Below are 13,158 nucleotides of genomic sequence, written 5' to 3'. Positions count from 1 at the left end.
TATGAGACGTATATTCGTATGTCAGAAAATTTTGCGCAGTTATTTGAAGAAAGCTTAAAGGGTTTTGAAGCAGAGCAAGGCTCTATCGTTAAAGGTACAGTAATCTCTATCGAGAATAACATTGTACTTGTAGATGCTGGTCTTAAATCAGAAAGTGCTATCCCTGCAGAGCAGTTCAAAAATGCTGCTGGTGAACTTGAAGTTGCTGTAGGCGACGAAGTAGATGTTGCACTAGATGCAATTGAAGACGGTTTCGGTGAAACTATTCTTTCTCGTGAGAAAGCTAAGCGTCACGAAGCATGGATCCGTCTTGAGAAAGCATGTGAAGAGCAAGAGACTGTTACTGGTGTTATCAACGGTAAAGTTAAAGGCGGTTTCACAGTTGAAGTTGATTCAATCCGTGCTTTCCTACCTGGTTCACTTGTTGATGTTCGTCCAGTACGTGACACAACTCACCTTGAAGGCAAAGAGCTTGAATTTAAAGTAATCAAGCTTGACCAAAAACGTAACAACGTTGTTGTTTCACGTCGTGCAGTTATCGAATCTGAAAACTCACAAGAACGTGAAGAGCTTCTTGCTAACCTTGTTGAAGGCCAAGAAGTTAAAGGTATCGTTAAGAACCTTACTGACTACGGTGCATTCGTTGACCTTGGTGGTGTTGATGGTCTACTACACATTACTGATATGGCTTGGAAGCGTGTTAAGCACCCTTCAGAAATCGTTAATGTTGGCGACGAAATCGCAGTTAAAGTTCTAAAATTCGACAAAGATAAAACTCGTGTATCTCTAGGCCTTAAACAGCTTGGTGAAGATCCATGGGCAGCTATCGCTGGTCGTTACCCAGAAGGTTCTAAACTTTCTGGTCGTGTTACTAACCTTACAGATTACGGCTGTTTCGTGGAAATCGAAGAAGGCGTTGAAGGTTTAGTACACGTTTCTGAAATGGATTGGACTAACAAAAATATCCATCCTTCAAAAGTTGTTAGCTTAGGCGACACTGTTGAAGTTATGGTTTTAGAAATTGACGAAGAACGTCGTCGTATTTCTCTTGGTCTTAAGCAATGTATTGCTAATCCTTGGCAGGAATTTGCTCGTCTACAAAACAAAGGCGATCAAGTTACTGGTAAGATCAAATCAATCACTGACTTCGGTATCTTTATCGGTCTTGACGGTGGTATTGACGGTCTTGTACACCTTTCAGACATTTCTTGGAATACACCTGGCGAAGAAGCTGTACGTGAATTCAAGAAAGGCGACGAAATCACTGCTATCGTATTGCAAGTTGACCCAGAGCGTGAACGTATCTCTCTAGGTGTTAAGCAAATCGAAGCTGACCCATTCAATAACTACCTTGATGCAAACAAAAAAGGTGCTATTGTTAAAGGTAAAGTGACTGAAGTTGATGCGAAAGGCGCAACTGTTGAACTTATCGAAGGCGTTGAAGGTTACATCCGTGTAGCTGATATCGCTCAAGAACGCGTTGAAGATGCAACTACTGTTGTTTCTGTAGGCGACGAGATTGAAGTTAAATACGTTGGTGTTGATCGTAAGAACCGCACTTTAAGCTTATCTGTAAAAGCTCTTTTCGAAGCAGAAGAGAAAGAAGTACTAGAGAAGCTTAAGAAAGAAGAGCCAGTGTTTGAAAACGCAATGGCAGCTGCTTTCGCAAATGCACAAAAAGACTAATATATAATTAGTTTTTAGTTGGAAGGGCATTTTTTGCCCTTCCTATATCTCTTTTTAAGGAAACGCTATGACTAAGTCAGAACTGATAGAAACACTTGCGGAACAACACGCACACGTTCCAGTGAAAGATGTTGAGAATGCTGTAAAAGAAATTCTTGAACAAATGGCCGGCTCATTATCTACTTCAGATCGTATTGAGATCAGAGGTTTTGGTAGTTTCTCTTTGCATTTCCGCGCTCCTCGCACAGGCCGTAATCCTAAGACTGGCGATACAGTTGAGCTGGAAGGAAAGCATGTACCTCATTTTAAACCAGGCAAAGAATTACGCGACCGCGTAAATGAAAGCATTGCCTAGTTAACTTAGTGGAGTAGTTACTTGTTCAAGGTATTAAAAATTATTCTGGTTGCGCTATGCCTTATCAGTGCATTTGTATTAGGGTCACAAAACCCACAGTTAGTACAAATAAATTATATTATAGCCAGTAATACACTACCTTTAGCTGTAATAATAAGTATCTGCTTTTTATTAGGTGTTTTAGTGGGTTGTTTTATTAGCTTTAAATTGTTTTCACAATTAAAGTGGCAAAACTACCGCTTAAAAAAGCAATTAGCGCCTGAAAAAGATAAAAAAAAGCTTGCCGCGAATAAAGACACCTAACTATGATTGAGCTTTTGTTTTTACTATTACCTGTTGCCGCCGGTTACGGCTGGATTATGGGTAAAAACAGTGCTAAAAACCAAGCTCATCAACTAAATCGTCAGATCACTTCTGAATACAGCAAAGGCTTAAAGTTTCTACTCGACAGAGAAGAAGACCAAGGCTTAGAGCACTTGATTAATTTGCTTGAAGTTTCAGCTGACTCTGTTGAACACTATTCTACACTTGCCACCATGTTTCGCCGTAGAGGTGAATTAGACCGCGCAATTAAAATTCATGAACTTCTATTAAAACACCCAGGCTTAAATGAACAACAAGCTGCAACTAGCCGTTTAGAACTTGCCGAAGATTATATAATGGCTGGTCTACTAGATAGTGCAGAAGAGCACTTAGTTTGGTTAGTTAAGGCTGGCCATGTAGAAGCGCTAGACCCTATTATTACTTTATATTCGCAAACCCGTGAATGGGAAAAAGGCATCAACATGTTTGAAGCCCACAGCGAACTATTTTCAAAAGAACAACAATTTAAAGCGATTGCTAATTTTTATTGTGAATCAGCTTTAAGTGATAACACACCCCAACTAATGAGAAAAGCGATTAGCTTAAATTATAAAGCCGTACGTCCGCTTTACGAGTTAGGATTAGTTGCTTACGCGAAAGAAGATTACGTTAAAGCTATTTATTACTGGCGTGAGCTTGTATCACAATTCACTTTGTTTGCGCCGTTGTTTATTGATGAGCTAGCTCACAGCTATAAACAATTAAATTTAACGCATCAATTTCATGAATTAGTCAGTGACTTGTTAGAAAAGGGCGGTGTATTAATTAAAATAAAACATTGCCAAGCATTGCTTGAGCAAGGACACACTAAACAAGCCTTTGAATTTCTAACTGATAGCTTAAAACGTCAACCTACTATTCGTGGTTTCAGTTTTTTACTGCAATTAATGGGTGACCAAAATAAAAATACTAAAGAAGTACTTAATGAAATTGATAAGCTTGTAACCTCTTATATTGCTACAAAACCTGATTTCCAATGTCAGCATTGCGGTTTTACAAGCTACACCATATATTGGAATTGCCCTTCTTGTAAGCATTGGGAAACCATTGTTCCAAGTCGAGGCTTAGACGGATTTTAATAACCCCTTAAATAATATCGGATTTAACTATGATAATTTTAGCAAATTAAACTGAGAGTTTACTGGGTTGGAATTTTTTGATGTTGTGTCTATATAAATTTCTCTACACCTTCTCTCAAATTACCAGCTAGCACTATTGCATTAAATCTACTTATACAATTACTTTATATCAATTCGCTTAATTAAGTGGTCTGTTTTGAGGTAAGAAAATTGTGTCGATAACAAGGCAAAAAATTTCGTAATATTATTGTTCTATATAAGAAATTTTTAACGCAGTTAGCGTCAGATTTGGTCCTCAAATTGATTAAGTATTATTGCGGATTGGTATTATAGCCATACATTAGGATAGTCATGTCTTTCGAACACTCAAAAAAAATTCTTATAGCATTAGATTACGATGATCAAGAGGTTGCTTTAAACTTTGTTAAACAACTTTCTCCTGATACATGTCGTCTTAAAGTAGGCAAAGAGATGTTTACTTATTTTGGACCTGCATTTGTTAAAGAGTTAATTGATTTAGGTTTTGATGTTTTTCTAGATTTAAAATTTCATGACATCCCTAATACAGTAGCTAAAGCTGTTACTGCAGCTGCGAAAATGGGTGTGTGGATGGTAAACGTTCACGCTTCTGGTGGTTTTGAAATGATGAGCAAAGCTAAATCGGCTCTGGAACAATTTGGCGATAAAGCGCCATTACTTATCGCGGTTACTGTATTAACAAGCATGGATGAAACAGAACTAAAGCGTTTAGGCGTTGATAAATCTGCTCAAGAGCAAGTTATATATTTAGCTAAGCTTGCAAAGGAAGCAGGGCTTGATGGCGTTGTGTGTTCTGCACAAGAAGCAAAAGCTTTAAAAGCAGAGTTAGGTGAGAACTTTAAACTTGTAACACCAGGTATACGTCCTGAAGGCAGTGATGCTGGCGATCAAAAGCGTATTATGACTCCTAAGCAAGCAATAGATGCAGGAAGTGATTATTTAGTTATAGGACGACCTATTACTCAGGCGGATGATCCCGTAAAAGTGCTTAGTGATGTTAATAGATCTATAGCATAATTTAACAAAAAGCAGCAATATAGTGCTAAAAGCCCTTACCTCATGTATATTTTATGTTACATTATTAGGATTGAAATGTAGTAGGGGTTTGTTTTGAAGTTATTATTAGGTTTTATAATTATTATTGTTGCGGGTTTTTCAGTAAATAAAAATCTTTTTTCTAATAAAGCATATGATGATGTTACATCAGTAACAGATATAATCACGAATTACCCTGTCAATATGTTCGATTTTAAACAAACAATGCAAGATTATGCACACCACCTGTGTTACAAAAATGAGGATACACTTACATCTCAGCATATAACAGTAACTGATTGCATATCTAAGCTTGATGATAAAAAAATAGAATGCGAAAAGAAGGTTTTTCGTTTGGCACCGCTTAACCTAGAGTCAAAAGGTGAAGTGCTTGATTATTCAAGGCAATATACGCAATGTACATTGCCTTATAAGTATATTTTAGGTTAATTACAAACAGATAATATTAGTAATTACAGCCTATTATTTATAATTAAGATCTTAAGCGAATGGATTTCGCTTCAATATCTATCAACTCTTGTTTGAATAATCCACCAATTGCTTTTTTATAATTAGCTTTACTAGTAGAAAACATCTTTTTTATTGCTTCAGGTTCAGATTTATCACCTAATGGGATAACACCACCTTCATTTTTTAGTTTTTGCATAATAGTTTCACCAAGGTCACTTACTTTTCCCATACCTGGTTTTTCTAATACAACATCAATTTTTCCATCTTCACGTACTTTCTGAATGAAGCCTTTAAGCTTTTGACCCACAAATAAGCTTTTAAATACCATATTATAAAAAACAACACCGAAATGCGATTCTTCAATTAATACCTTGTAGCCAATATCTGTTTTGCCAGCAACAATTAAATCCACTTCTTGTAAGTGAGTATATTGCGGCTCATCTTTAGATAGGAAGCGATTAAAGTTGTTTGATGCACAAATACGTTGGCTTGCATTATCAAGGTACAAACGAACTAAATATGAGTGACCTTCTTGCATGCGTGGTTTTTGTTCGTTAAACGGGGTTAGTACATCTTTCTCAAGACCCCAATCTAAAAACGCACCAATACTATTAATTTCTTTAACGCGAAGCAGGGCATATTCACCTACTTGTGCGTGTGGCTTTTTAGTTGTGGCAGTTGCTAAGTTAGCGTTGTCTAAAAAGATAAATACACTAATGCTATCGCCCGCTTCAAGCTCATGTTTAATTTCTTGTTTTGGTAAAAACACTTCACCTAAATCATGACCATCTAAGTAAGCACCTTCGTTACTCACTTCTTTTACAAATAATGTTTGTGTGGTTCCTAGGTAACTCATAATTATTCCTGCTCAGTCTTTTTTTTACGGCGCATTGGTGTATCGCCATCAATGTTCATTGGTGCTTTAATTGGTGCTGTTGGCTTTTTAGGTTTGGCTTTGCGTTTAAATACAGGCTTTTTAACAGCGGCGGATTTTTCTTTAGATTTATCCCATGTTGCCTCAGGCTTTTTCTCTTTTAAACCTTTAAACTTAGCTTTTAAGCCCTCTACGCTCGCAAATTTTAACTCATCATTTAAAAATGCTTTAATAGCTAAGTAACTTGCCCAATCTTTTGGGCCAACTAATGAAATTGCGTTACCTTTAAAGCCAGCTCGTCCTGTACGACCTATGCGGTGTACATACTCTTCAGCGTGTTTTGGTAAATCAAAGTTAATAACATGCGTTACACTTAGTAAATCTAAACCACGAGATGCAACATCGGTGGTGATTAATATTTTAAAGTTTTCGCGACTAAACGAATCCATTATATCTAAACGTTTATTTTGTGTTAAATCACCAGCAAGCGCTACAGACTTGAAGCCTTTAGCATTAAGCGCTTCACTCAAGCGACTCGTGTCAGAACGTGTTGCTGTGAAGATAATGCATTGACCAACATCATCTTGATTCAAAAAGTGCTCTAATAGCGCTTCTTTATGATCAAGGTGATCGGCTAGATATAAAGTTTGTTTAATATCGCTATGTTGCTCGTTCGCTGCACTTAGCGTAATTTGCTTTGGTTTTTTTAATAGGTTACGTGATAGAGCATCTACTTGAGCATGGTCAAGTGTTGCAGAAAACAATAACGTTTGACGTAAACGGTGATTAGCTTGCTCGTTAATCATTTTTAACTGCTCGGTAAAGCCTAAATCTAAAATACGATCGGCTTCATCAAAAATAAGCAGTTCTAGTCCACTCAATTGTAATGAACGTTTTGTAATGTGATCAGCTAAACGCCCTGGTGTAGCAACTACGAATTGTGGGTCGTTTCTAAGTGCTTTTATTTGGTCATTAAAGTTTTCGCCACCAAGTATTTTTACGGCCTTAATGGCTGTGCCTGCAATTAATAAACGCAGCTGAGTAAATACTTGCGTAGCAAGCTCACGAGTAGGAGCAACAATAAGTACACGAGGATCGCGTTTACTGAGTGCTTTTTGTTTCATAACCCTTTGTACAGCAGGTAATAAAAACGCCAAGGTTTTGCCCGACCCAGTTTTAGACTGAGCGAAAATGTCATGCCCTGCAAGTGCGGTAGGCACTGCATGCGCTTGAATATCGGTGGGCTGGGTGATCCCTTGATGTGCTAGTTGTGTTTCAAGGCGTGTATCAATCCCAAGATCAGTAAACTGCAATGTGTGTTTCTCCAAAATGAGCAAATTAAGTCTATAAATTTATCAGCGCATTATAGCTTACACAGATAGGTCGCTAACAGTAAAAACCAATCTATAGCGCTATTTTTTGCAATTAAACTAAAAAAGCGTAAAATACGCGCCCCATATGCGCCGGATTTACGATTCGGTAAACGCCAATACTGGCTAAAAAAGCAAAATAGGAAATAAAATGACGGCTGTCCATAAAGATAATGTAACAAATGAGCACTTTGTAGTATGTGCGCTGTATAAATTTGTTGGTTTACCTGAATTTGAAGCTATCCGTAAGCCGTTGCTTGAAGTGATGGAAGCAAATGAAGTACGCGGTACTTTACTACTCGCTGCCGAAGGTATAAACGGCACTGTTTCTGCAAAACGTGAAGGGATAGACAACTTATTAGCATGGCTTGATGAGCAACCAAATTTAAAAAACATCGTAACAAAAGAATCTTACGATGATGAATGCCCGTTTTACCGCACTAAAGTAAAACTAAAAAAAGAAATTGTAACGATGGGCGTTGAAGGCGTAGATCCGCTTAAAGTTGTGGGTAGCTATGTAAAGCCAAATGAGTGGAACGCACTTATATCTGACCCAGAAGTAATTTTAATTGATACACGTAATGATTACGAAATTGAAATTGGTACATTTCAAAATGCAGTCGATCCAAATACTAAAACTTTTCGCGAATTTCCACAGTGGGCTAAAGAAAACTTAGACCCTGAAAAACATAAAAAAGTAGCGATGTTTTGTACCGGTGGTATCCGCTGCGAAAAATCGACGGCCTACATGAAAGAGCAAGGTTTTGACGAAGTTTATCATCTTGAAGGCGGCATTTTAAAATATCTAGAAGAAGTGCCAAAAGAAGAAACCATGTGGGAAGGCGAATGTTTTGTATTTGATAATCGCGTTGCGGTTGATCACGACTTACAAAAGGGCTCTTATGATCAATGCCACGCGTGCCGTATGCCAATTACAGAAGACGAAAAGTTAAAGCCTGAATACATGGAAGGTGTATCTTGTCATCATTGTATTGAAGAAGTGACAGACGAGCAACGGACACGTTTTGCGGAGCGCCAAAAGCAAATAGAATTAGCGCAAGCCCGTGGCGAAGGCCATATTGGTAATGAGGCTCAAGCTGTTTTACAGCAACGTAAAGAAGCCAAAAAAGCCCAAAAAGACGCTCAGCGCGGTAAATAAATTTTTACAATAAGTATTATATTTAAAGAGTCTATTTAGGCTCTTTTTTTGTGCCCAAAATTGTGCAGTAATTGTTTTCACACTCCGATGATAGTGTTAATCTGCAAAACATATTTAGTCATTTTAATGCGCATACAGGAAGGGATTTATGCAAGCCGAACAAGTTGAAATCGCACAATTTTTAGCACAACATCCTCCTTTTGATGACTTACCTCAAAAAGCGCTTAATGAGCTAGCTCAACAAGTAGAAGTTGCTTATTTTAGAGCAAAAACAGACATTTTAAGTTTTGGACAAGACATATCTGATTTGTATGTGATTAGAAGTGGTTCTGTAGAAATGTATCGCCGAAATGGTGAGCTATACAATCGTTTGGCCATCGCAGGAATATTTGGTCAAATGGGTTTATTGATGAACCGTAAGGTGCGTTTTCCTGCAACTGCTCTTGAAGATACGTTAGTTTATTGTATAAATGTTGAGCTATTTAATCGTTACTGTGATGAGTTTGATGCGTTTGCTGATTACTTTGAAACAGATGGTAACGTGCGTTTACATCAAGCTATTGTTGAACAAGCTGATGGCAATGACCTTACAACCGCTAAAGTAAAATCATTAATTCACAGAGATGTAGTCACCGTAGATGCAACATCTACAATACAAGATATCGCTAAATTAATGACCGAAGAGGCGGTATCGTCAGTTTTGGTAACCGATGTAAATAAACCAATAAACGACGATCCTGAGGAAGATGATGGACAAGTCGTTGGCATAATAACCGATAGGGATTTACGCTCAAAAGTAGTGGCTAAAGGGCTTGATTTTAACACACAAGCAAAAGAGATTATGTCTACTAACTTAGTGCTTTTAGATGCTAATGACTATATTTTTGAAGCGGTACTGGCCATGCTCAGAGATAATCTCCATCATTTACCCGTAGTACAAAAAAGACGTCCTATAGGAGTTATCTCGCTCTCTGATATTTTACGTTACGAATCGCAAAGCAGCTTATTACTTGTACGCGGCATACTTGCTCAACAAACAATTGAGGATTTAGCGCATTATGCACGCCAATTACCCAATGTATTTGTCCGTATGGTTAACGAAGATGCAAATTCACACATGATTGGTACTGCCATGGCCGTTATCGGACGTACTTTTAAACAAAGATTACTGGTATTAGCTGAAGAAAAGTTTGGTCCACCTCCCGTTCCTTATTGTTTTATTGCACTGGGCTCAATGGCTCGCGACGAGCAACTTATTGTAACTGATCAAGATAACGCACTAATTTTAGATGACAGTTACGACGATGAAAAACATAACGCGTACTTTCAAAATATTGCCGATTTTGTGTGTGATGGCTTAGCGCAGTGTGGTTACACCTACTGTGATGGAGAAATAATGGCGTCGTTTAAAAAATGGCGTAAAACTCGCTCAGAGTGGTTCGATCAATTTGCTGATTGGATAGCCGAGCCAAAACCACAAGCACTACTTAATAGTTCTATATTTTTTGATTTAGACGGTGTGTGGGGCAAAACCAAGTGGGCCGACGAGCTTAAAATATTTATAGCGAAACAAAGTAAAGTGAATCGTATATTTCTAGCAAATATGGCGGCAAATGCTCGAAATAGGACACCACCTCTTGGCTTTTTTAAAGGCTTTGTTATGGAGCATAACGGCCAACATAAGCGTTCAATGAACTTAAAACGAAGAGGTACTGCACCACTTTCTGATGTTATACGTGTACACGCATTAGCTATTGGTTCGCGTAAACAAAACTCGTTTGAGCGATTAGAAGATATTATTGAAGCTAAGCTATTACCGCAGGGTAAAGCGCAAGATTTACGTGATTCACTTGAGTATATTGCCATGATGCGAATTCGCCATCAAGCGTGGCAAATAGAGAAGGGCGAAGAGCCTGATAACGACTTAGACCCACATTTACTGTCTCCTTTTGAACAGCGAAACTTGAAAGAGGCATTCGCTATTTTAGAAAAAGCACAAAGCTATTTAAAATTTAGCTACACAGCAAATTCTGGTGTGAAGTAGCCTATGAATCCGCGTAATTACAAAGCAGTTGATTGGCAAACTAGATACACCGAGCTTGCCAACAACACCGAAAATAAACTTCTAAAACACTTTTATGCAGGTGCTTATAACCAAGATAAAGCCGCAGTAGAAGATGTGCCTTTTGTAGCAATGGACTTTGAAACAACAGGTTTAAATAGCCAGAACGACGATATTGTGAGTGTTGGCTTAGTGCCGTTTAATTTAAAGCGTATTTATTGCAAACACAGCCGGCATTGGGTTGTTCAACCAAGACGTAACCTGCATGAAGAGTCTATTTTAATCCATAGAATAACGCACTCTGAGGTCGATGACGCCCCAGACTTTAATCGAATTATTGAGCCTTTACTTGAAGCGCTAAGTGGTAAAGTTGTCGTGGTACATTACGCCGCAATAGAACGCCATTTTTTAAATAATGCGTTATTACTAAGGCTTAAAGAAGGTATTGAGTTTGCTCTTGTTGACACAATGGAGCTAGAAAAAAGAGCACTAAAAGAGAGGCAAGGTTTATTAGGCCGATTATTTAATACAAAACTAGGCTCGCTCAGATTAACAGATTGCCGTGCGCGTTATTCCCTACCTGCGTACCAAAATCATAATGCGTTAACGGATGCACTTGCCACAGCTGAGCTTTTACAAGCGCAACTGAGTCATCATTACCGTGTAGATACTCCAATCTCAGAGTTGTGGGTATAATACTAATACGCAATAATACTTTAATCATATTGAGGGTTAAACCTGACGCTAGCTGCGTTAAAAATTTCTCATTTAGAGCAACTAAATAAAGAAATTTTGCCTTACTATCGAGAAGTTTTTCCTGCCACAAAATAGATCACTTTATTAAGCGAATGGATATAACCTTAAATAGTTAAATAAAAAAGCGCCGCAAAAATTGCGGCGCTTTCGTTACTAATTAAAAGTATTACTTACTAAAAGTATTATTTAACTGGGCGAGGCTCAGTTCGTAAACCTAAAACTAAGCTTAAACACATAAACAACAATACAATAGTAAATGGCAAGCCTGTAGAAACAGCACCTGCTTGTAGTGCTTCGATTGCTTGTGTACCACCAATCCAAAGTAAGGCCGCTGCAATTGCGCCCTCTACCGTTGCCCAAAATATACGTTGTGGCACCGGTGCGTCAATTTTACCGCCAGCTGTAATTGAATCAATGACTAATGAGCCTGAGTCAGATGACGTAATAAAAAATACTAACACTAATATAATCGCAATAAATGATAAGATATTAGATAGAGGTAATGCATCAAACATCTGGAACATAGCTAAAGGGACATCAGTTAAACCATTAGTGCCTAGTGCTCCAACACCATTAACTACTTGATCAATAGCAATACCGCCGTATATAGACATCCATAAAATGGTAACAGCAGTAGGGACGAGTAATACCGCAATTAAGAACTCACGAATTGTACGACCACGTGATACACGCGCGATAAACATACCTACGAACGGTGACCAAGAAATCCACCAAGCCCAGTAAAATACAGTCCAGCCATGCATCCATGTTTCGTCTTCACGGCCGTGAGGATTACTCAATGGAATAATGTTTTCTACATAGCCCATCACGGTAGTCGGTACATTACCCATTGCTACAGCAAAGCCCACTAAACAAACAAACAATAGTAATGAGAAAGCAATTAACATGTTTACATTACTTAGCAGTTTCACACCACCGTCAATACCGCGAACCACCGAGACAATGGCTAAAAGTGTTACACCCGCAATAACTAGAATTTGAGAGCCAATGCCACCTTCTGTACCAAATACATGGTTAATACCTGCAGAGGCTTGTTGAGCACCTAAACCTAAAGATGTTGCAAGGCCAAATAACGTAGCAAGTACAGCTAAGATATCAATGATATGACCAGGCCAACCCCATGCTCTATCACCTAATATAGGATAAAAAATAGAACGAATAGAAAGCGGTAAACCTTTGTTATACGTAAAAAATGCAAGAGATAAACCAACAACAGCGTAAATAGCCCAAGGATGAAGACCCCAATGGAACATAGTTGCGCCCATTGCTAATTTTGCAGCTTCTGGTGTATTAGCGGCTACATTAAGTGGTGTTTCGTACCAACCAGTAAAGTAAGCAACCGGTTCAGCAACGCCCCAAAACATAAGGCCGATACCCATACCTGCAGCAAATAACATAGCAAGCCATGAAACTCGAGAGTGAGAAGGTTTAGCATCATCACCACCAAGGCGAATATTCCCGTAAGGAGAAACAATAAGTGCTAAACAAAAGAGTACAAAGAAGTTAGCAGCCCACATAAAGAGGGCATCAAAATTATTAATAATATCGGTCTTGATACTATCAAGCGCTGTTTTTGCAGTTTGTGGGTCGGTAACAAGTATGGCGATTAAAAAGATGACAATCAGGCCCGCACTAGTTCCAAAAACAGGGTTGTGTATATCAAACCCCCACTTTTGTACGTTGTCCTGACCTACGGTGTAGTCCGTATTGTCAATACTATATTTGTCATGATTTTCCTTCATGCAATACCTCTTTAGTTGTCCTAACAAGCCAAAATAAATTCGGCGTCATATCGAATTACATTAGCCTTTAAATATTAAGTAAAAAGTAATACCGTAATTATTTGAAGACTAACTAATTTGAAGAGTGATCATACAGCTAGTAGTGT

The 13,158-nt window shown here is 38.2% G+C and carries 12 protein-coding genes; 9 read left to right on the top strand and 3 right to left on the bottom strand.

Annotation, left to right across the window (positions count from 1 at the left end; genetic code table 11):
* The first annotated feature begins 18 nt into the window (after positions 1-18).
* The 6 genes from rpsA to AAEY68_RS02850 all read left to right on the top strand — a co-directional run bounded on the left by rpsA (position 19) and on the right by AAEY68_RS02850 (position 5,007).
* The gene (gene rpsA / locus AAEY68_RS02875; RefSeq protein ID WP_002961176.1) at positions 19-1,686 is read left to right on the top strand and encodes a 30S ribosomal protein S1; all 1,668 of its coding nucleotides are present in this window, start codon (positions 19-21) and stop codon (positions 1,684-1,686) included.
* A gap of 67 nt (positions 1,687-1,753) precedes the next feature.
* Positions 1,754-2,041, top strand: coding sequence for an integration host factor subunit beta (gene ihfB / locus AAEY68_RS02870; RefSeq protein WP_007583054.1), 288 nt, complete (start codon positions 1,754-1,756; stop codon positions 2,039-2,041).
* 21 nt (positions 2,042-2,062) lie between these two features.
* Entirely contained in the window at positions 2,063-2,344 is a 282-nt protein-coding gene (locus tag AAEY68_RS02865; protein ID WP_007583056.1) for a lipopolysaccharide assembly protein LapA domain-containing protein, read from the top strand.
* A gap of 2 nt (positions 2,345-2,346) precedes the next feature.
* Positions 2,347-3,483: a lipopolysaccharide assembly protein LapB gene (gene lapB, locus AAEY68_RS02860; RefSeq protein WP_010552858.1), complete on the top strand. Its 1,137-nt coding sequence runs from the start codon at positions 2,347-2,349 to the stop codon at positions 3,481-3,483.
* A gap of 351 nt (positions 3,484-3,834) precedes the next feature.
* On the top strand, positions 3,835-4,539 hold the full coding sequence (gene pyrF / locus AAEY68_RS02855; protein ID WP_010552857.1) for an orotidine-5'-phosphate decarboxylase: 705 nt from the start codon (positions 3,835-3,837) through the stop codon (positions 4,537-4,539).
* A gap of 93 nt (positions 4,540-4,632) precedes the next feature.
* A complete protein-coding gene (locus AAEY68_RS02850; RefSeq protein ID WP_007583062.1) occupies positions 4,633-5,007 on the top strand; it encodes a hypothetical protein in 375 nt (124 codons plus the stop codon).
* A 43-nt stretch (positions 5,008-5,050) separates the two neighbouring features.
* Here AAEY68_RS02850 and AAEY68_RS02845 read toward each other — a convergent pair whose 3' ends face one another.
* Positions 5,051-5,884: a CvfB family protein gene (locus tag AAEY68_RS02845; protein ID WP_024590152.1), complete on the bottom strand. Its 834-nt coding sequence runs from the start codon at positions 5,882-5,884 to the stop codon at positions 5,051-5,053.
* Positions 5,885-5,886: 2 nt separating this feature from the next.
* The gene (locus AAEY68_RS02840; protein WP_007583068.1) at positions 5,887-7,215 is read right to left on the bottom strand and encodes a DEAD/DEAH box helicase; all 1,329 of its coding nucleotides are present in this window, start codon (positions 7,213-7,215) and stop codon (positions 5,887-5,889) included.
* Positions 7,216-7,423: 208 nt separating this feature from the next.
* Between AAEY68_RS02840 and trhO the strand changes: the two genes are divergently transcribed.
* From trhO to AAEY68_RS02825, 3 genes are all read left to right on the top strand, one after another.
* The gene (gene trhO / locus AAEY68_RS02835) at positions 7,424-8,431 is read left to right on the top strand and encodes an oxygen-dependent tRNA uridine(34) hydroxylase TrhO (protein WP_350585431.1); all 1,008 of its coding nucleotides are present in this window, start codon (positions 7,424-7,426) and stop codon (positions 8,429-8,431) included.
* A 148-nt stretch (positions 8,432-8,579) separates the two neighbouring features.
* Entirely contained in the window at positions 8,580-10,475 is a 1,896-nt protein-coding gene (locus AAEY68_RS02830; RefSeq protein ID WP_024592390.1) for a DUF294 nucleotidyltransferase-like domain-containing protein, read from the top strand.
* A gap of 3 nt (positions 10,476-10,478) precedes the next feature.
* Positions 10,479-11,189, top strand: coding sequence for a 3'-5' exonuclease (locus AAEY68_RS02825; protein ID WP_024592391.1), 711 nt, complete (start codon positions 10,479-10,481; stop codon positions 11,187-11,189).
* Positions 11,190-11,431: 242 nt separating this feature from the next.
* On the opposite strand, the gene AAEY68_RS02820 is transcribed toward AAEY68_RS02825, so the two are convergent.
* Complete coding sequence (locus AAEY68_RS02820) at positions 11,432-13,012, bottom strand: BCCT family transporter (RefSeq protein WP_024590156.1); 1,581 nt, start codon at positions 13,010-13,012, stop codon at positions 11,432-11,434.
* Positions 13,013-13,158 lie beyond the last annotated feature (146 nt).

The organism is Pseudoalteromonas sp. RB2-MNA-CIBAN-0110 (genome assembly GCF_040309305.1).
GTDB lineage: Bacteria > Pseudomonadota > Gammaproteobacteria > Enterobacterales > Alteromonadaceae > Pseudoalteromonas > Pseudoalteromonas arctica.
This window is presented reverse-complemented; position numbering and strand designations above follow the sequence as displayed.